Source organism: Tateyamaria pelophila, assembly GCF_019966495.1.
Classification (GTDB): domain Bacteria; phylum Pseudomonadota; class Alphaproteobacteria; order Rhodobacterales; family Rhodobacteraceae; genus Tateyamaria; species Tateyamaria pelophila.
Map to the genome: position 1 here is coordinate 1 of NZ_JAIMIA010000090.1, position 18,455 is coordinate 18,455.

An 18,455-nucleotide genomic window follows, 5' to 3' on the forward strand; every position below is an offset into this window, starting at 1 on the left:
GGAAATGCCGCGCCGCCTCGCGGTGTCCATGGCCCTCATCGACAAACGCAACAACACGCGTTCGCAGTTCTATTGGATGTGGCTTGCCCATCTGTAACCCCCATGCCTGCCTCAAGGCCAGGGAATCACATCACAGCCAATCTGGGAATCCTGAATCTGAAAAGCAGAGACACGCTCTAATCCCCAGTGCGGTTCAACGGGATCGTCGGGCTGACAAGGCTGACGAGACGGCCTGCATTCTCTGCTGGAAAACGTTGATGGAAAGCTCCTCGCCAAAGAGCAGCATTAACAAATAGCTGGTCGTCCGTCCTGAAGTGGCATCTCCAGCGGTGGATGGGAGATATGTCACAGAAAAGACCGGAGGCCAGCGCCAGATCACTCCAATTGATAACCCTGTCAAGGCATAGGGTAACCCTCACGATCATTCGCTTCCCAATACTTTTGGGCGTCGACTGCGTTCATGTTCGCGACAGTTCCGCGCGCCCGACAAATCGGCCATTTGTAGTTCTGGCGGCCAAAATTGGCGAGAAAAACCTCGTATTGGTGCTATTATCACCGGTATGGTTGATAACCTCGTTTTTCCTAACATTGCAAACATGTCCTTTTGGATTTAGACTTAGCGAAAACTTACGTCGCTGGCGGCCCGTATCATGCGACCTTGTAAATCCCGTTACCGCCGACCTTTTCTGCGTGTTTGATTACGTGCAGCTCCTCAAGAGTTCACATGTATCCACTATAAAGGCTGAACGGCTTGGCGCGTCGTTCTGCGGTTCCCCGGCGCGGCCTGTGCAGATCGTCATAAACCGTTGAAACAGGCCAACATGTGTTTCATCCGCCAAAGCTGCGCGACTTTGTCAGGCTGTATCCCGCCCACGATCCCTACTGCCAGATTGGGAATGTTGGTCGTTCCCCGGCCAATGCGGTTAACCACGTGCGCACCCCTACCTTAGGCGGCAAGCCAATCTTCGCGGTCGCGGCCTTTGCCGCCCCGGTAAGCGGGCCATCCCACCAATCAGGGCTGACAGTTCATCTGGCATACCTGTAACAGAGCCCGCAGGATAAACCCGTCCGGGGGAAGGGGAAGTCAGGTCACAGTCAGAATTGTGCAGCAAGGCCATTTGGCAACTGCTTTTGGCGCAATAGCTTTTCCGCTAGACTGTCTTTAGCCCGGCCCGGAAAGATTGGCGATCCACGGGTCTAACTCAATGGCTACGAAGTGAAGAAATAACCAGTACCCGGGATAGCAGCCGTTCGTACTGTTTGCCGCGAAAGTGACGAGATCGCAGATTTTGTTGAAAAACTCATTGGTCTAAGCGCGTCAAATTTGGCTCCCGCGGTGAATGATTTCGGATGGGCGCAATGCCGCCCCTGCAAGTGGCCTCGACGTCGATCGCATCACGCTTGGTGCGTTTTGCAAATGGCTTCACAAATTTTGGCGGTATCGAACGAACCAAATGGCCGAGTGCCTCAAATTCCCGTCGGCAGAACTGGCGCTCTGAGCACGCTTGCATTGCAAGGATGCGCGGCGGCAGGTCCGAAATGAACGGAAAACAATTTGTTACGTCTGAGCCGAGTTCTATGAGTTACCTCGTTGGTTGATGTACAGGCGTTCAATTGAAATACACTCGTCGCCCGATTTTTGCCGACAAGATCCATAGTTCTCATTTTACCAACCTCCTGGTGGTTTCCTTCTCCCAAACCCATCAGATCACAAATCAGCGGATGTCCACTTCATCACAATCCTCCGCCTTTCGGGACAATCCCTTTCATCTTGCCAGATAAACTCCGGGGGGCGCATTGCGCGGGGGCAGAGCCCCCTCGACGTCAACAACACGGAACGTCGCGTGGGATCGCACAAAACGGTGAAAGTTCCCGTTTCAACGAAAAAGCCCCGCCATATGGCAGGGCTTTCCAGATCAAGCGCAACACCCACGCTTATTTCTTCTTGTAGCGGCCTTTGACAGGTGCCCAGAGGCGCTTGTTGGTCAGGTATAGCAAAACCGACAGGATGGTCAGGAACAGCACACCGACGAAACCGGCTTGCTTGCGCGCCATCATTTTTGGCTCGGCTGTCCACATCAGGAACGCCGCAACATCCTCCGACAAATGATGCAGGTCGTTGGCATGCCCGTCTGCGAATTCAACGTCCTCTCCGTACAAAGGCGGCGCCATGGCAATCCACCCGCCCGGAAATGTGACATTCTCATAGAGGATCGTACCCGCTTCTTCCTTTTCCTCACCAGTGTAGCCAGTCAAAAGCGAAGCGATATACTCGGCGCCACCGATCCCATGAAGCAACTGGTTGATGCCCAGACCATAAGGGCCATGGAAACCAGCGCGCGCCTTGGCCATCATCGACAGGTCCGGTGCGTTCGCCAAGGCGGAACCCGGGAAGTGGTCATTTGGAGTGGCTGCACGGAAATCGTCCAGTTCCGGGTCGAACACTTCAAAGAATTCCGCGTAAGCGCGAACCTGATCTTCGGGCAGTTGTGGACCACCGTCATCAGCCAACGTCCGGAGCGGCACGAATTTCAAACCGTGACAGGCGGAGCAAATCTCGGTGTAGATTTGCAAGCCACGCTGCAACTGGTTCTGATCATACGTGCCGAACGGGCCGTCGAACGAGAAGTCGATATTCTCCACATGCCCAGCGCCACCAGCGGCGAAGGCACCGGTGGTCAGCGCAAATGCCGCCACCATACTTGCTGCGAGTTTCTTCAACATCTGCAGTCTCTCCTTATTCCGCAGGCTGGGTCGATGGGGCGGAACCCACATCGTCACCACCATAATGTGCGGCAAAGTCTTCTTCGATGGTTGCGGGCTGTGGATCCGGTTTCTCGATCACGCCAAGCAGCGGCAGGATCACCAGGAAGTAGGCGAACCAATAGGCCGACGCAATCAGTGACAAGCTCGCATAGGGCTCTTCTGCAGGCATCGCACCCAGCCACATCAGGGCAAAGAAGTCGACCACCAGAAGCCAGAACCACCATTTGAACATCGGACGGTACCGGCCCGAACGCACGGTCGATGTGTCCAGCCAGGGCGCCAGAGCCATAACGGCAATCGCACCGAACATCGCCAGAACACCAAAGAACTTGGCGTCGATGATGCCGCCGGTGATCCAGCTTGCGCCGATCACGACCCAAACGTCTGAGGTGAAGGCCCGCAGGATCGCGTAGAACGGCAGGAAGTACCATTCCGGAACGATGTGCGCGGGCGTCGCCAATGGGTTTGCCTCGATATAGTTATCGGGGTGGCCCAGGTAATTCGGCATAAAGCCCACGACCGCAAAGAACACGGCAAGAATGATAGCCAGCGCAAACAGATCCTTGATCACGAAATATGGCCAGAAGGGCAGCGTGTCTTTCTCTGCTTCTTCCTTCGACCCACGACGCACTTCAACACCTGTGGGGTTGTTGTTGCCGGTGGTGTGGAAAGCCCAGATGTGCACGATGACAAGGCCAGCGATCACGAAAGGCAGCAAATAGTGCAGGCTGAAGAACCGGTTCAATGTGGCGTTGTCAACAGCAGGACCGCCCAAAAGCCATGTTTGCAAGGATTCGCCAATGAACGGGATCGCGCCGAAAAGGCCGGTGATCACGGTCGCACCCCAGAAGGACATTTGACCCCATGGCAGTACGTAACCCATGAATGCAGTCCCCATCATCAGCAGATAGATCAGCATGCCGATAATCCACGTGATTTCGCGCGGGGCCTTGTAGGACCCGTAGTAGAGACCACGGAAAATGTGGGCATAAACAGCGACAAAGAACAACGAAGCACCGTTGGTGTGAACATAGCGGAGCATATGGCCGCCGTTCACGTTGCGCATGATATGCTCGATCGAGCCAAAGGCAAGATCGACCTGCGGCGTGTAATGCATCGCCAGAACAACACCGGTGATGATCTGAAGTGCCAGACAGAAGGTCAGCACGATACCCCAGATCCACATCCAGTTCAGATTCTTTGGCGTCGGGATCATCAGCGTATCATAAAGCAGGCCAACGATCGGCAACCGCTTGGCAAGGCCTTTTTCCCAGGCTGCCTTTGGTTCGTAATGGTCGTGAGGAATTCCACCCATGGTTAAATCTCTCCCTTAACCGAGTTGGATCGTGGTCTCGTCCACGAATGCAGCGACAGGTACCGGAAGGTTTTCCGGAGCAGGTCCGCGACGAATACGGCCGGCGGTGTCATAATGCGAACCATGACAAGGGCAGAACCAGCCGCCAAAGTCACCTGCATCACCCAAGGGCACGCAGCCCAGGTGGGTACAAACACCAATCATGACTAGCCACTCTTCAGCGTTGTCATTGCCCGGCTGTACCAATGCACGGTTCACATCCGACGCGTCCGATGCTGCCGCGATATTCGCGTTGCGCGCAAGCGGATCTGGCAATTCGGACATTTCAACAGCCCGGGCTTCTACAATCTCATCTTCTCTCCGACGACGGATGAAAACGGGTTTGCCCAGCCATTTGACTGTCAATTGCGTGCCTGGCTCAACACTGCTGACATCGACGCGGATCGATGACAGGGCCAAAACATCGGCCGACGGGTTCATCTGGTTCACCAGCGGCCAAACCGCGGCACCGACTGCAACTGCACCAGCACCACCAGTGGCATAGTACAGAAAATCGCGCCGACTGCTTTCGTGTTCTTCTTCTGCGTGGGACACGGGGGACTTCTCCAGCTTCCTACGACCCCGGGGGGCCAATACCTGACAGGCCCCACGAACAAAGCGGGGCAGTTCACCCGGTTATCTAGCGGGGTGATGGCGTTACGTCCAGCGCCCAAACTGGCGCAAGTGGTCGCAGGTGGCCTGTTTAAGCAGTTGAAATGACTCAAGAGCGCCTTTTCAGGCTGTCTTGGCGCGCATGTCGAAACGTTGGACTCGCTGTTCCGCGCCGTTCGGGCCATCTCGCAATCTGCACAGCGATTCTCGAAACAGCAAGGCAAACCATGCGGCGCGCCGTACCATTCAGGATCACCCGTTCGGATCCGTTGCCTTCATCGAAGCGCGTTTCGCAAATCCAGCGTACCATCCCGCCAGTGCCTCCCGGCCTGGCCGCCAGTCACGCTCACCGTGTCGGAAATCGAGATAGCCCAAGGCACAGGCAACCGAGATATGGCCCATGCTGATCGGTCCGGACAGGTGACTCATCCACCGTGTGTTGAGCGCGTCAAGCCCCCGCTCGACCTTGCCCCACTGGGCCTCGATCCATGCGGACGACTGCTGTGCCTCATCGCGCAGCCGGATTTCGTAGACCATCGATACAGCGGAGTCCATTATACCGTCCCCTGTTGCCTCCAGCGTCAGAGTTTCCCACCGGGCACCGCCGGAGGGGTACATTCCGCCGTCGTAAAGGTCATCCAGATAGGCCGTAATCACCCGGCTGTCATAGAGCGTGACACCTGTGGGCCGCTCAAGTGCCGGCAATCTGGCCAGCGGGTTTGCCGCCTTGAGGCTGGCATCGGATGCAAGCGCAGTGGTCGTGACGGTCGCCAGTTCAACAGCGTCGAATGCCTCAAGCTCATGCAGCAAAACGACAACTTTTCGAACGAACGGGGAGGCCGGCGAGTGGTAGAGTTTCATTTGAAATCCTTTGATGTCTAAAGGGAGCCTATCAGAGCGTTCAGTGCTGTCCATCTGCCCCACGCATCAAGGCTGCAAGAATCGCGGTCTCTGACCCCATACCAGAGGCATCGACGTGATCCGCCGCACGCAATCGTACCGCATCGGGTTTGTTCTGGTTCAGCTTCCAGGTGCCGTCCACCGTTTTGATGGACATCCGAAATGGCACGATCTGCTGCATCATGCGGTCCAGAACCTCTGGCGTCATTTTTTCGGTCTTCCATGGCGACTTGGGCAGCAATTGCTCTTCGAAATGCGCCGACTGACGATCCAGCATTTCCCGCATCTCGGCCTGAGGGCGCCGCTCTAGAACACCCGTGAGATGGACCGCCACGTAGTTCCAGGTGGGCACCTGGTCCGGAACAACGTACCAATCAGGCGAAATATACCCATCCGCACCACTTACTGCGATTTTGGCAGCTGCCCGGACGTCGACGACGCGGGCGATCGGGTTTGAGCGCACAAGATGCAGGTCCAGTTGAGCACCGTTATCCACAATCAGGAACGGGACATGTGACAGCATTGGCCCCTCCGGACCATTCACGGCCAAAATGCCGAATGCCCTTTGTCGCGCAAATGCGATGTTGGCCACTTTGGCCTGCGTATGAAAAGCCGGGTTCGGATGCATGATTTTCACCTTCGAAACATAAAGTCCGTCTTGCCTGTCACGCAATCTCTTGGCAAGCTCAGCCTGTTCTCAGGGCGGGGCGGAATTCCCCACCGGCGGTATATGGAAAAGATCCATGAGCCCGCGAGCGCCAAGATTTTTCGTACGAAAAATCTTGGGTCCAGCAGATCAGGTGAGATGCCTGAGCCGACGGTCATAGTCCGGATGAAAGAGAACGTGCAGGTCAGGGCCAGCGATGGCTCTTTGGCGCTGTACGCAATCGCCTTGGGTGACGTGTCTCGGGCGAGATCGGCTTAGCCTCATTCCGCCCCAAAGCCTTTGTCCGTGTGCAGGTACGGTCAGGAGTTTCGGGGTTTGGGCCGTCGAAATCGTCCCTACCAAAAGGAGATTGTTATGACACACACCCGTTTCGCCTTTGTCAAAGCACAGTGGCATGCCGCCATTGTGGATCAAACTTACAAAGGGTTCACCGAACTCATTCCCCCATCCGACGTCGACCTGTTCGACGTACCGGGCGCCTTTGAAATGCCCCTGATGGCCCAAACGCTTGCGCACTCGGGGCAGTATGGCGCGATTTGCTGTGCGGCCCTTGTGGTGGATGGCGGCATCTATCGGCACGATTTTGTCGCTTCCGCAGTGGTGGATGGGTTGATGCAAGTCGGACTGACCACGGGCGTGCCGGTTCTATCAGTGTCTCTGACACCGCATCATTTTCAGGAGACAGACCATCACATGGCGATCTATGCCGACCACTTTGTGCTGAAGGGGCGCGAGGCCGCGCGAGCCGCACTTGGGATTATCGAAACGCGCCGTTCCCTCCGGTCAAAGGCCGCCTAAACCCCCAGATACGCGCGCAATGCCTCGGGCGGATCGGCCATGATATCGGCCACCGCCCTTGGTGCATGGGCCTGCCCTGCATCCACAAACACGATCTGGTCCGATGCCCTCTCGGCGTCCTTGGGATCATGCGTGATCATGATGACGGTCGCGCCAGCGTCCCGCGCCACTTCCGAAGTCAGCTCCAGCATTTCGCTGCGCAGCGCGGGGCCCAGGGCCGAGAATGGTTCATCCAGCAACATAAGAGGTCTGGCCTGGATCAGCATACGGGCGAGTGCCGCCCTGCTTTGTTGCCCTCCTGAGACGTCACCCGGCTTACGATGCTCAAAACCGGCCAGACCGACACGCGCCAGAGCCTCACGGACCTGCGCCGTCTCCGCTTTCGTCAACCGCAACGCGGGCCGCAAGCCCAGACCGACATTCTGCGCCAGAGTCAGATGCGGAAACAGATTGCCATCCTGAAACAGCATCGCGATGTCGCGCTGATCCGGTGGAGCGCCGCTCACATCCCGCGCGTTCACGACGACACGGCCTTTCGCAAGCGGCACATAGCCCCCGATCGCACCAAGCAGCGTTGACTTGCCTGCGCCCGACGGTCCCAGAACGGCCACCCTGGCGCCCGCCTCGATCTCGAAATCTGCGCGCAGGATGAAATCGCCCTGCTCTATGATCAGTTCCTCAACGCTCAGCATGTCGCCCCCAATTATCGCAGACCCAGAACAGGCCCAGGGCGAGCGCCAGCAAAAGCAGAGCCGCCCCGGATGCGGCCTCCGTCCGGTAGCTGCCCATCAGGCGGTACATTTGCAGGGGCAAAGTCGCCACCTCTGGATCGGCAAAGAGGGTTACAACCCCTAGATCGCCAACCGACATGGCAGCGCCGAGGCCCGCAGCGAATCCCAGGCGCGGCCTGATCCTGGGCAGCAACACGATCCGCCACATGGCAAATCCCTTGACGCCCAAAGCGCGGCTCAGCCGTCCATAATCGGCAAAGCTCTGGCGCATGCCCGGAACAAGAATGCGCACCGCAAACGGCAAGGCCATCATCGCGTTCACCATCGCGGTTACAGGCAGGGCGAAGCTTTGCGGGTTGGCCACCGGATAGATCAGGATGAACCACCCCGTCCCGATCATCAGTGGCGATGCCGCAAGACCCAGCAAGGTAATTGCCTCCGCACTCCCCTTTGCCGACTGCCCCAACCACGCGGCCACCGGCAATGCCATCACGACCAAAAGTACTGTACTCAGCACCGCGACCCAGGTCGACGTCCAAGTCGCGGCCCAAACCGAGGATGGCATCTGGCCCAATCCGATTGCGCCAGACACGGCGACTGCTCCAAGTGGAAGCAGCAGGAACAAGGCGGCCGCCCCGATCCAGCCTGCATCCAGCAGCCGATGCGTCAGGCCGCGCGCATCCCACCGCACCAGCGGCCTGTCCAAACCCGATTGCAGCACCAGCGGCGGCAATATCCAAAGCGCCAAAGCTGCCGCCGTCCCGGCCACAACCAATTGCAGCAAGGACAGGATTGCCGCCCGCCCCAGATCAAAATCGAACCGAAAGGCCTGATAAATGGCCAATTCGATCGTCGTAGCCCTCGGGCCGCCACCCAGGGTCAGCGCAACCGCGAAACTGGTCAGGCAAATGACAAAGATCAGCGCCAAAGCGCCCGGCACCACTTGTCGCAACATCGGCCATTCCAGCGTTTGAAAAACAGTACGGGCAGGCAGACCAAGCTGACCGACCAGCCGGTACTGCTCTGCCGGGATTGCTTGCCAGCCTTGCAAGATCAAACGGGTGGCCAACGGCATGTTGAAAAACACATGCGCCAGCACGACCCCTTGCAGCCCGTAGATTGAAATGGGTGGCAGACCGAAATTGCCCAGAGTCTGGCTGATCCATCCGGCGCGGCCAAAAACCGTCAGAATGCCCAACACGGCGACGATGACCGGCAAGATGAAGGGTGCGCCCAATAAGGTCACCAACGCTCCGCGACCCGCAAACCGGCGGCGCGCCAATGCGCGCGCCACCGGAATTGCAAATGCAACGCTCAGCACGGCAGACAATACCGCTTGCCAGACGGTGAACCGCAACACAGCCCAATCAGATGCATCAAAACGCACCGGCCAATCGGCCTTGGACGTCACGGCCACCAGTGCCGCGAGGATCAGTACAAAGACTGCCCCGCTGGCGACCGGTCCGCCTATCGCGCCAGCGCGTTGAGCCATTCGTCCAGCGCTGCATCCCGCACAGATGCCGACTCTTCAGGGCTCAGAAGCAGGGACTTTTCAGGCGTGATCAAGGTTTCGAACCCCTCAGGCAAGCCGCCCGCAGGCGTCACCGCCGGATACATCCAGTTGGTCGTCGGAATGATCGACTGGAACCCGTCCGTCACCATGAAGGCCAGAAACTGATCGGCCAGGTCCGGCACCTGCGTACTGGCAAGCTTTCCAGCCACTTCGATCTGCATATAGTGGCCTTCGTCGAAGGGGGCAGCCGCCTTTGAGGCGTCTTCTTCGGCAATCAGATGATAGGCGGGCGATGTCGTGTAACTCAGCACCATGTCCGCTTCGCCCTCAAGAAAGAGGCCGTAGCTTTCGGACCAGCCCTTGGTCACGGTCAGCACATTGTCGGACAGGTCCGCCCAGATCGCGGGTGCCTCGTCGCCATAAGCGGCCTTCACCCACATCAGCAGGCCCAGACCAGGGGTCGACGAGCGCGGATCCTGGATCGCGATCTGCAGATCGCTGTCTGCCAAAGCACGGAAATTGGCAGGTGGTGTCATGTCCGTATTATGGACAAAAGCGAAATAGCCCCAATCAAACGGTACAAACGTGTCGTCGGCCCATGTCACGGGCAAGGTGTAGTCCGCAGTGACGGAATGGGTCGCAAACAGCCCCGTTTCCTTGGCAGCCGCAATGAGGTTGGTATCGAGGCCGAGAACCACATCCGCCTCGGATCGTGCTCCTTCGAGCTTCAGGCGCGCCAGCAAGGCAGCCCCGTCTCCGGCGCCGACAAATTGCAGGTCACAGCCGCAAGTCTCTTCAAAGGCAGCCTCGACCGCAGGGCCCGGGCCCCAATCGGACACAAAACTGTCATAGGTATAGACTTTGAGAACGGGCGTCTCGGCCCAGGCCGCACTGGCACACAGCACAGCGGCAGTCGTCATGAGATACTTCATCGCATCCTCCAATAGAGAAGGCGGTGGGATAAGGATATTGGGGTAAGCCAAACCTTCCCTCCGCCGGTATTAACCGGTTCAGGTTCTACGGGTTCGCAAGATTGCATCTCAGCTGTCGCCAGCACCCCGAGGTACCACAACTTATAGGCAGCTCACACGGCAGGCACAAGCGGGCAGACCAAGAAAGACACACGGCAAAGGCTCCCACATAGAGGGGCAAACGCAATAGACAGAAACGATGCCGGTTGATTGCCTTTCGCGCGGGGCACGGCCCATCATACGCGGTGCAAAAAAGGCCCTACCCGAAACATGCGATCCCATACCACTGCAAGTATCGGCCGTGTCGTCGGCGGCGCGCTTTGGGGGCTGATCTGATCGCCGCTGCGCTATCTCGAAAGGCTTGGCCTGCCCGGCCCATGGTCCGGTCTTGCGCTCTGTCGCGGAGCGGCGCTGGTTCTTTTGCTGCTTTGTGCCAGCGGGCGCTCTGGGTTCACGGCATTGGTCAGGTCACTTGCCGTCTGCGGACTGTTTCTGGGCGGCGCGTTCAGCCGTTATGCCAGCAGCCTGCTGCTGACAGATGTGGTGCGCGCCCTTTTGCCGTTCCACCTCACACCCATCTGGGGGACCGCCCTCAGGGTGTTTTTCCTTGGCGAAATGCTCCCCTGGACGCGGGTAGCCAACTTGCTCATGGCGCTCGCCGGGCTTTTGGTCGTGCTGGGGATCGGGGATACTGTGCCGCTGCCACGCAACAGCGGCGACTGGCCGGCGCTCCTTTCGGGCGTCTGCCGGGCCATCGGCGCGCTCAAGTCTATCCACTGGGCAGCACCAACACCGTCGAACAGATCGTTGCCCTTGTGTTTGGCAGTCTTGTGGTCACGGTGGCCGTCATGGTGATCGCACCGGACATCTTTTTGGCAGACTCCAGCCTGATGATGGCATTGCCCGTCTTACCATGGGGCATCCCGATGTCGCTCTATGTGTTGCCGATGCTATTCCTGACGGTCTTGCCGCCAGCCTGCTGACACCGGGTCGCGTGGGCATCCTGCTGATGAGCGATCTGTTGGTCGGCGTGATATCGGCCGCACTTTATGCCGGAGAGCCTTTTGGATGGCGCGAAGGGGCAGACAGCCTGCTCATCATCGGCGCGGCCTTGGTCGAGGTGTTGGGCAAGCGGGCCCCTGACCTGACCACCGCGCGCTAAACCTGCTTGGCATTGGGCCGCCTGCACCGTATTTCCTCTGAACACGTACAATCGGAGCCACCCCATGTCGATCAACAGCTTTGGCCATCTTTTCCGCCTGACCACATGGGGCGAAAGCCACGGGCCTGCCCTCGGGGCGACGGTCGATGGCTGCCCCCCCGGCGTGACCGTGGACGAAGCGATGATCCAGCAATGGCTGGACAAGCGCAAACCGGGTCAAAACAAATACACCACCCAGCGACGCGAGGCCGATGAGGTCAAGATCCTGTCCGGCGTCTTCGAAGGGCAGACCACGGGCACGCCGATCCAGCTTATGATCGAGAACATCGATCAGCGTTCGAAGGACTATGGCGATATTGCCGAGAAGTTCCGCCCCGGACATGCCGATATCACCTATTGGCAGAAATACGGCATCCGCGATTATCGCGGCGGCGGCCGGTCTTCGGCGCGCGAAACCGCCAGCCGTGTGGCCGCAGGCGGTCTGGCTCGCGCGGCGCTGGCCAAACTGGCCCCGGAGATCGAGATCAAAGGCTACATGACCCGCATGGGCACCCACGAGATCGACCGCGAACAGTTCGATTGGGATCAGATCGACCAAAACCCGTTCTGGGTGCCGGATGCTGCTGCGGCTGAAACATGGGCGAGCTACCTTGATGGACTGCGCAAATCCGGCTCCAGCGTCGGTGCGGTGATCGAGGTTGTGGCGCGGGGCGTACCTGCGGGCCTCGGCGCACCGGTCTATGGCAAGCTCGATACCGATCTTGCCGCCGCGATGATGTCAATCAACGCTGTCAAAGGGGTCGAGATTGGCGAAGGGATGTCTGCGGCCATGCTGACGGGCGAATTGAACGCTGATGAGATCAGCATGGGCCCCAATGGTCCGGAGTATTCATCGAATCATTCCGGCGGCATCCTGGGTGGCATTTCGACCGGGCAGGACGTTGTCGTTCGTTTTGCTGTCAAACCCACCTCGTCCATCCTGCAAACCCGCAAGACGATCACGAAATCCGGCGAGGCCGCCGAGATCATCACCAAGGGCCGCCACGACCCCTGCGTCGGTATCCGCGCCGTACCCGTGGGCGAAGCGATGATGGCCTGTGTGATCCTTGATCATCTTCTGCTGGACCGGGGCCAGACGGGCGGCGTGCGCGGCCCGATCGGCTAGTCCAGAATCGCACTCACGCTGCGCACCGCGTTGCGCAGAATTTCGGCGGGCATCCGGGCGCGGGCCATCGTGCGCAGACCGACATATTGCGCGATCAACATGTCCGCCAGATCCAGACGGGCTTCATCGGGCATTTGCGCGTGTTTCGGCGAGGCGATCAAAGCGACGGAAATCGCATCGCGCATGGCCGTCAGCCCGTGGGCCACTGCGGCTGCGATGTCATCGTCATACATGCTCGGACCCGCCGCCGCGGAACACAGCAAGCATCCGCGCTGATCCCCCTGCGCGACGGCACGGTAAGCATTCGTAAACAACATGCGAATGCGATCCGCCCCGTCGGGGATCGCCGGGTCCGTCAGCAAAGCGACACCTGCCTGCACCGCCCGGTCTTCGTAGAAATTCAAAACCCGCAGGAAAAGTGTCTTTTTATCCGTAAACGCCTTATACAGGCTGCCACGGGTCAGCCCCATGCCGTCCAGCAAATCGGGCAGGGACGCACCTTCGTAGCCATGGGTCCAAAAGACCTGCATCGCCTTTTCAACAGCAGCTTCGGGTTCAAAGGATCGGGGACGCGCCATCGAGGTTCTCCAGTTACTCGAGCCCAATATAGCATTAAGGACTGATTGGTCCAGAATTCACGCACTTGTGTTTTGGACCGATTAGTTCCTAATGCTAACATCTCGATATCGCAACACCTGACCGCTTCAAGGGATCACGCATATGACAAAGACACTCCAATCCATTCTGGCCATCGCGTTGGCCGCATTCCTCGGCCTCTCCGCCGCACACGCTGGAACAACCACAGTCGGCAAGGGCACGTTCACCGGTGCGTCCAACCACGTCACGACCGGCCTCGTAGAAGTCGTTAAAAACGTGGATGGCAGCCACACCGTCATCCTCGCCGATAACTTCAGCCTTGATGGCGCGCCCGACCCGCGCGTTGGATTCGGTAAAGATGGCAAATACGACAAGGCGACGGGTATGGGCCTGCTCAAATCAAACACCGGCTACCAGACATTTACCGTGCCAGCGGGCGTGGACCCGGCAGACTATAACGAAATTTATATCTGGTGCCTGAAGTTCAATGTGCCGCTTGGCGTCGCAACCCTGCTCTAGGACTTGCCTTCGGGGCCGCAAAGGCTCAAGGGTTTGCCTACCATGTTGCGACCCTCCGTACATAACCGACCCGGCACCGCCATAGCGCTCAAGCTCTTGGCGGTGTTTCTGTTCATGGTCATGGCGGCGATGATCAAGGTCGCCACCCAAGAGGTGCCCGCAGGTGAAGCGGTGTTCTTCCGGTCCTTCTTTGCGATGCCCATCATCGTCCTGTGGATTTGGCAGCGCGGCGAGTTGCGCGAGGCGCTCGTGCCCAACAACCTGAAGGGCCATGTCTGGCGGGGACTGTTCGGCACCACGGCTATGGCCTTGACCTTCGGTGGGCTCAGCCTTTTGCCCCTGCCCGAAGTGACGGCCATTGGCTATGCCACTCCGATGTTTACCGTGATCCTCGCCGCCATCATGCTGGGCGAGACTGTCAGGCTGTTTCGGATCAGCGCGGTTGCTTTGGGCCTGGTTGGGGTGATGATCGTCATGTGGCCAACACTGACCCTTGGGTCGGACATGCTGGGCACCGCCGCGAGCCTTGGCGCGCTGATGGTCCTGACCGCATCAATCTTGCGAGCGCTGGTCCAGATTCACATCCGTACACTTGTGCAGACCGAACATACTGCCGCGATCGTCTTTTATTTCTCGCTGACGGCGACCGCTCTGAGCCTGTTGAGCTTGCCTTTTGGCTGGGTCATCCCCAGTTCGCGCGATTTGGGCCTTTTGGTGGGGGCGGGTCTGGTCGGCGGTATCGCGCAAATCCTTGTGACGTCCAGCTATCGCTTTGCAGGGGCGTCCATGCTCGCACCTTTCGACTATGCCTCGCTGATCTTCGCAGCCGTCATCGGTTACGTCATTTTCAACGAAGTGCCTGCATCCGCCACCGTCATAGGCGCGTCTTTGGTGGTTCTGGGCGGCGTGCTGATTATCTGGCGCGAACGACAGTTGGGCATGGACAGACGCAAAGCGCGGTCGGTAACGGACCCGAAAGCGTAGTCAGGGTCTGTGGCAGGCCGATGCCTCTGCCACCAATCCGTCGTGACCGGACCTGGGAGTAAAATTCAGCGGGCATGTAATGGTTCAAGTTTGGTCAAAGCCTTGGGTCGGCGCCTCTCTGTTGTACCGGGAAAGGCCATGGAATGCGTGCCGATGTGCTGACGATTTCCCTTCATGGTCGCATCTGCCCGATTGCAATAGTTCCAGTCTTGCGCAATTCTTGAAAGATATCCGTAAAAGGGAATTTCGCCATGAAGATAAACACTTTTCGTTTTGCTACCGTGACCGCATTGTGGCTGATACCGGCCGTTGGCCTCGCACAAGGCACCGGATGCGACCAGCCATCCATGGAAAGTGGGACATACGAAACCAACATCGGCGGCGTTGCGCGAAGCTATCGCCTGCTTGTTCCCGAAAACTACGACCCGGCAACGCCGACGCCCCTGATCCTCGCCTTCCACGGTTGGGGCGGTGGGACTGACGCATTCCTGGGTGCAGCGAACGTCGCGGATCAATCCAGCGCGCAAGGCTTTATAGTCGCGGCCCCGGTGGGGCTTGGAGAAGGTGGCGGCGACGCAAGCTATTCTTCATGGTCTTTCCCGGGATCCAGCACCGGGATCGATGGTGACGGCGCGAAAATTTGCGACGACGCCAATACCGGTGATTATTCATACGCCTCTTGCAAGGTACCCGGTGCAGAGATCGCACAAAACACCTGCTCGTGGACCCATTGCCAGGGGGATGATGCGGCTTTCGTCACTGCATTCATGGACGAATTGTCAGGGACGCTTTGTATCGACCAAAATCGAATTTACGGCGTCGGTGGATCAAACGGCGGAATGTTTTTGTGGACGCTTGCACAGAACCCGGACGTGGCGGGCCGTTTTGCGGCCATCGCGCCGCTGATCGGATTGCCCCATCGCGGCTATACCGATGGCCCTGCGGTCGATGGCGGCGTCCCGGTCCTCAGCATCACTGGCATGTCCGACCCCACCGTGCCGCCGGGAGAGTGGGAAGACGCGGGCCACACCACAACCACGGACGGTGACTTCTACTACTACACGGGTGCGACCGCGATTACACGTGCCTTCGCCGAAGCGGCCAGCTGCGACATCTCGCAACCCGCCCAGGCCGTCGCGTTCGACGATGGCAGCGATTGCCGAAGCTACTGCAGCAGCGGCGCCGGAGAGGTGCCTGCGGTTCTTGATTGCCGCCGCGATATGGCCCACGTGTACGAACTGGAGGACACATGGCCGATGATCCTCAATTTCTTCGATGCACATCAAAAGCAGTAGTGCGACCAAACGCTCAGGCCAAGGAAACCGATTACCGCAGAGACTGTCTTCAGGCTCAGGAGGTCCCTCGATTTATATGGCAACGAAAAGTGTGAAACTGCGGTTTTCACCCCTTGGATGAAAACCGCGATCTGCCTTAATCCGTTCACATGGCGTTGTTCGAAAATTTCGACAAGTGTTGCCGATTTGGTTCTGCTTATCCGAAAAACAGGTAAATTGGTGGATGATACCGCAAGTTCGTGACCATCTTCAGGTCGATACTCGGCGCCGGTATGCCGTTTTACGCGACCTCGGCCGGGCTGAAAGCGCCAGTGGAGCACCTCAGACGGACAGATTTCAGGGCATGCAGCACACGCGGGATTTCGGCCAACGCAATCGGACCGCGTCCGATCAGTAGCTCGGTCTTCTGCCCGGCTGAGGCAGAAGAAGCAGTAGCCTGCGACAGAACCGGGGCCACTGAGTCTGCCTTCCGGGCCACGGGCCTCACATGTACGGAAAGTATTACTTCGTGTTTCCACACGATGGCGATACCAAATAATAACCACCCGGCCCGTCGGCCAGCCGAAACGGGTCATTCTGGTACGATCTACCGCAAACCCTTTGGCGTGATCCTTGTCATTGGGCCGTTCAATGCACCCATTCTGCTGCTGGATCCGGCCATTGTGGCGGTCGCTGCTGGTAATCCCGTCGTGCTGAAACCTGCCAACACCACAGCCATCACTGCCAAGCTTTTTGCGGAACTGATACCCCAGTATTTTGACCTCCGCGATGTGACTGTCTTCACCGGTGGGCGCGAAGAGATCTCCGCCCTGCTGGACCTGACGTTTGATTTCATCTTCTTCACCGGAAGCTCCAAATTCGGCAAGGTGGTCGTGCGCGCTGCGGCAGAGCACCTTACACCGGCGATCCTTGAATTGGGCCGCCAGAAGCCGGCATTGGTGGACGCGCGTACGGATCTGGACAAAGTGGCGGATTACTTCGCCTGAGCTCATACGGCAAAATCCGGTCAGTGGTGCATCGCACCGAGCTATGTGAGTGTGCATGAGGACGTCGCCGATCGCTTTGTCGAAAAGCTCAAAGCGGCGGTGACCAAGATGTATGGCAAGCATCCAAGTCAAAGCCCGCATTTCGCGCGGATGATCAGCAAAAAGGTGGCTGAAAGAGTCGCGTCCTGCATCGTTGAAGGCAAGATTGTGCTGGGTGGCCGCTCAAATGTGTCCGACCGATACGTGGAGCCAACCTTGCTCTACCCACGCGACTGGAATGATCCAGCCATGCAGCAAGAAGTATTCAGGCCTGTCCTGTCGGCACTGCCCTATAAGGGGCTTAATTCCTTCATCGCAAACATCAAGACACGCGACAAACGACTCGCAGCCTACGTCTTCAGCCGTGACCCGTCGGTCGTGGACAAGTTCATTGGCTCCGTGTCCTTCGGGGATGGCTGCGTGAATATGACCAACCTGCATTGCTGGGTCTGGTCCCTGTCCTTTGGCGGCGTCGGGAACTCGGGCACAGTTAGATACTTCGACAAGGTGCGTTTCGAGGCCCTGAGCAACACAAAACCCATGCTGATCTCGCCTGCTGACCGGATTGTCGACGTGTAACGCTCTTATGCCAACAAGGACGCAGGCAAGATGCTGCGTCGTTTTCCTGATGCATATGGTCATACTGATAGTGGAAATTTGTGCCTTGCTCTGCCTTTTCCAAGGCGCAACATGGACCACGGGGCGCAAATTCGGCGCGCTGGTGCCCCTGTTTTTATAGTTTGGGCCGCTCTTGCCGCTTTGAACGGGTGGATCGGTTTCGCGCGGGCAGGCTACTCCCTGATGGAGGAAACGCTCGTATTCCTGTGTGTTTCTGGAGTCCCCGCCTTCCTCGCCGTATTGCTCTCCCGGCGCGTAGAAATGCTGACTGCGACAGAACCACAAGACCGTGCCAGCGGGCTTCTTATCTCTCGAGCATGGGCAAGCGAGGGTTTAGTTGCAATTTCTAAGGCGCACCGTGTTTCTTTTTCCTGGTGGTATTCGCCGGTTCCGAAGGGGGGCCAGGGGGTGAGGCGCGCTCATTGAATTAAACATGCCAAACACATCCCATCGCTTGCTCCGCGTCCACCGGTGAAGACAAATCATAGAATAATTCGGCAGGTTTCCATACTGCAATGCCGTTTTTGGAACCCAAGCCCAAGTCTGAAGAAGGGCGATTGTATATTTGCCAAACCGGATTACTAAAGATCACCGACCTCTAGAGCGTGTCTCTGCTTTTCAGATTCAGGATTCCCAGATTGGCTGTGATGTGATTCCCTGGCCTTGAGGCAGGCATGGGGGTTACAGATGGGCAAGCCACATCCAATAGAACTGCGAACGCGTGTTGTTGCGTTTGTCGATGAGGGCCATGGACACCGCGAGGCGGCGCGGCATTTCC

17 protein-coding genes, 1 pseudogene and 2 riboswitches are annotated in these 18,455 nt (G+C 58.2%); of the genes and pseudogenes, 9 read left to right on the forward strand and 9 right to left on the reverse strand.

Going from position 1 to position 18,455, the window contains the following annotated elements; genetic code table 11:
- Nucleotides 1–1,935 precede the first annotated feature (1,935 nt).
- The 5 genes from LC354_RS20385 to LC354_RS20405 all read right to left on the reverse strand — a co-directional run bounded on the left by LC354_RS20385 (nucleotide 1,936) and on the right by LC354_RS20405 (nucleotide 6,260).
- Entirely contained in the window at nucleotides 1,936–2,724 is a 789-nt protein-coding gene (locus LC354_RS20385; protein ID WP_223427294.1) for a cytochrome c1, read from the reverse strand.
- A gap of 13 nt (nucleotides 2,725–2,737) precedes the next feature.
- Nucleotides 2,738–4,081 (reverse strand): cytochrome b, encoded by a 1,344-nt coding sequence (gene petB, locus LC354_RS20390; RefSeq protein WP_223427296.1) that lies wholly within the window; start codon nucleotides 4,079–4,081, stop codon nucleotides 2,738–2,740.
- A gap of 15 nt (nucleotides 4,082–4,096) precedes the next feature.
- The gene (gene petA, locus LC354_RS20395; RefSeq protein ID WP_223427298.1) at nucleotides 4,097–4,675 is read right to left on the reverse strand and encodes a ubiquinol-cytochrome c reductase iron-sulfur subunit; all 579 of its coding nucleotides are present in this window, start codon (nucleotides 4,673–4,675) and stop codon (nucleotides 4,097–4,099) included.
- 309 nt (nucleotides 4,676–4,984) lie between these two features.
- On the reverse strand, nucleotides 4,985–5,593 hold the full coding sequence (locus tag LC354_RS20400) for a glutathione S-transferase (protein ID WP_223427300.1): 609 nt from the start codon (nucleotides 5,591–5,593) through the stop codon (nucleotides 4,985–4,987).
- Between the two features lie 40 nt (nucleotides 5,594–5,633).
- Nucleotides 5,634–6,260: an FMN-binding negative transcriptional regulator gene (locus LC354_RS20405; RefSeq protein WP_223427302.1), complete on the reverse strand. Its 627-nt coding sequence runs from the start codon at nucleotides 6,258–6,260 to the stop codon at nucleotides 5,634–5,636.
- A gap of 61 nt (nucleotides 6,261–6,321) precedes the next feature.
- Nucleotides 6,322–6,480, forward strand: a riboswitch (FMN riboswitch).
- Nucleotides 6,481–6,653: 173 nt separating this feature from the next.
- Between LC354_RS20405 and LC354_RS20410 the strand changes: the two genes are divergently transcribed.
- On the forward strand, nucleotides 6,654–7,097 hold the full coding sequence (locus LC354_RS20410; RefSeq protein WP_223427304.1) for a 6,7-dimethyl-8-ribityllumazine synthase: 444 nt from the start codon (nucleotides 6,654–6,656) through the stop codon (nucleotides 7,095–7,097).
- On the opposite strand, the gene LC354_RS20415 is transcribed toward LC354_RS20410, so the two are convergent.
- Genes LC354_RS20415 through thiB form a run of 3 tightly spaced genes read right to left on the reverse strand, consistent with a single transcriptional unit; the run spans nucleotide 7,094 to nucleotide 10,273 of the window.
- The gene (locus tag LC354_RS20415; RefSeq protein WP_223427312.1) at nucleotides 7,094–7,789 is read right to left on the reverse strand and encodes a thiamine ABC transporter ATP-binding protein; all 696 of its coding nucleotides are present in this window, start codon (nucleotides 7,787–7,789) and stop codon (nucleotides 7,094–7,096) included. The genes LC354_RS20410 and LC354_RS20415 overlap by 4 nt on opposite strands.
- Complete coding sequence (locus LC354_RS20420) at nucleotides 7,776–9,320, reverse strand: thiamine/thiamine pyrophosphate ABC transporter permease ThiP (RefSeq protein ID WP_223427314.1); 1,545 nt, start codon at nucleotides 9,318–9,320, stop codon at nucleotides 7,776–7,778. The genes LC354_RS20415 and LC354_RS20420 overlap by 14 nt, the downstream gene beginning before the upstream one ends.
- Nucleotides 9,296–10,273, reverse strand: a complete 978-nt coding sequence (gene thiB, locus LC354_RS20425) for a thiamine ABC transporter substrate binding subunit (RefSeq protein ID WP_223427321.1) — start codon at nucleotides 10,271–10,273, stop codon at nucleotides 9,296–9,298. Before thiB ends, LC354_RS20420 begins: the two co-directional genes overlap by 25 nt.
- Before the next feature lie 38 nt (nucleotides 10,274–10,311).
- Nucleotides 10,312–10,412, reverse strand: a riboswitch (TPP riboswitch).
- 359 nt (nucleotides 10,413–10,771) lie between these two features.
- On the opposite strand from thiB, the gene LC354_RS20430 reads away from it, so the two are divergent.
- From LC354_RS20430 to aroC, 4 genes are all read left to right on the forward strand, one after another.
- A complete protein-coding gene (locus LC354_RS20430; RefSeq protein WP_223427323.1) occupies nucleotides 10,772–11,167 on the forward strand; it encodes an EamA family transporter in 396 nt (131 codons plus the stop codon).
- Nucleotides 11,161–11,295 carry a hypothetical protein gene (locus LC354_RS27755; RefSeq protein ID WP_263289497.1) on the forward strand — a complete coding sequence of 45 codons (135 nt, stop codon included), beginning with the start codon at nucleotides 11,161–11,163 and terminating at the stop codon, nucleotides 11,293–11,295. The genes LC354_RS20430 and LC354_RS27755 overlap by 7 nt, the downstream gene beginning before the upstream one ends.
- 26 nt (nucleotides 11,296–11,321) lie before the next feature.
- Entirely contained in the window at nucleotides 11,322–11,474 is a 153-nt protein-coding gene (locus LC354_RS20435; protein ID WP_223427325.1) for a hypothetical protein, read from the forward strand.
- A 64-nt stretch (nucleotides 11,475–11,538) separates the two neighbouring features.
- Complete coding sequence (aroC, locus tag LC354_RS20440) at nucleotides 11,539–12,639, forward strand: chorismate synthase (protein ID WP_223427331.1); 1,101 nt, start codon at nucleotides 11,539–11,541, stop codon at nucleotides 12,637–12,639.
- Here the strand turns inward: aroC and LC354_RS20445 are convergent.
- A complete protein-coding gene (locus tag LC354_RS20445; protein ID WP_223427333.1) occupies nucleotides 12,636–13,217 on the reverse strand; it encodes a TetR/AcrR family transcriptional regulator in 582 nt (193 codons plus the stop codon). The two genes, aroC and LC354_RS20445, sit on opposite strands and share 4 nt — an antisense overlap.
- A gap of 142 nt (nucleotides 13,218–13,359) precedes the next feature.
- Here LC354_RS20445 and LC354_RS20450 point away from each other — a divergent pair, with 142 nt between their 5' ends.
- From LC354_RS20450 to LC354_RS20465, 4 genes and pseudogenes are all read left to right on the forward strand, one after another.
- The gene (locus LC354_RS20450; protein WP_223427334.1) at nucleotides 13,360–13,755 is read left to right on the forward strand and encodes a DM13 domain-containing protein; all 396 of its coding nucleotides are present in this window, start codon (nucleotides 13,360–13,362) and stop codon (nucleotides 13,753–13,755) included.
- A gap of 42 nt (nucleotides 13,756–13,797) precedes the next feature.
- Nucleotides 13,798–14,739 (forward strand): DMT family transporter, encoded by a 942-nt coding sequence (locus tag LC354_RS20455; protein WP_223427336.1) that lies wholly within the window; start codon nucleotides 13,798–13,800, stop codon nucleotides 14,737–14,739.
- Between the two features lie 251 nt (nucleotides 14,740–14,990).
- Nucleotides 14,991–16,034: an alpha/beta hydrolase family esterase gene (locus tag LC354_RS20460; RefSeq protein ID WP_223427338.1), complete on the forward strand. Its 1,044-nt coding sequence runs from the start codon at nucleotides 14,991–14,993 to the stop codon at nucleotides 16,032–16,034.
- A 272-nt stretch (nucleotides 16,035–16,306) separates the two neighbouring features.
- Nucleotides 16,307–17,638, forward strand: a pseudogene (locus LC354_RS20465) (aldehyde dehydrogenase family protein).
- Nucleotides 17,639–18,455: the final 817 nt, after the last annotated feature.

Coding starts and splice junctions, on each gene's coding strand:
- LC354_RS20405 (WP_223427302.1), bottom strand. CDS start 6,260: ATGCATCCGAACCCGGCTTTTCATACGCAGGCCAAAGTGGCCAACATC.
- thiB (WP_223427321.1), bottom strand. CDS start 10,273: ATGAAGTATCTCATGACGACTGCCGCTGTGCTGTGTGCCAGTGCGGCC.
- LC354_RS27755 (WP_263289497.1), top strand. CDS start 11,161: ATGGTGATCGCACCGGACATCTTTTTGGCAGACTCCAGCCTGATGATG.
- LC354_RS20450 (WP_223427334.1), top strand. CDS start 13,360: ATGACAAAGACACTCCAATCCATTCTGGCCATCGCGTTGGCCGCATTC.
- LC354_RS20385 (WP_223427294.1), bottom strand. CDS start 2,724: ATGTTGAAGAAACTCGCAGCAAGTATGGTGGCGGCATTTGCGCTGACC.
- LC354_RS20415 (WP_223427312.1), bottom strand. CDS start 7,789: ATGCTGAGCGTTGAGGAACTGATCATAGAGCAGGGCGATTTCATCCTG.
- LC354_RS20445 (WP_223427333.1), bottom strand. CDS start 13,217: ATGGCGCGTCCCCGATCCTTTGAACCCGAAGCTGCTGTTGAAAAGGCG.
- LC354_RS20460 (WP_223427338.1), top strand. CDS start 14,991: ATGAAGATAAACACTTTTCGTTTTGCTACCGTGACCGCATTGTGGCTG.
- LC354_RS20435 (WP_223427325.1), top strand. CDS start 11,322: ATGAGCGATCTGTTGGTCGGCGTGATATCGGCCGCACTTTATGCCGGA.
- LC354_RS20455 (WP_223427336.1), top strand. CDS start 13,798: ATGTTGCGACCCTCCGTACATAACCGACCCGGCACCGCCATAGCGCTC.
- petB (WP_223427296.1), bottom strand. CDS start 4,081: ATGGGTGGAATTCCTCACGACCATTACGAACCAAAGGCAGCCTGGGAA.
- LC354_RS20410 (WP_223427304.1), top strand. CDS start 6,654: ATGACACACACCCGTTTCGCCTTTGTCAAAGCACAGTGGCATGCCGCC.
- LC354_RS20420 (WP_223427314.1), bottom strand. CDS start 9,320: ATGGCTCAACGCGCTGGCGCGATAGGCGGACCGGTCGCCAGCGGGGCA.
- LC354_RS20400 (WP_223427300.1), bottom strand. CDS start 5,593: ATGAAACTCTACCACTCGCCGGCCTCCCCGTTCGTTCGAAAAGTTGTC.
- aroC (WP_223427331.1), top strand. CDS start 11,539: ATGTCGATCAACAGCTTTGGCCATCTTTTCCGCCTGACCACATGGGGC.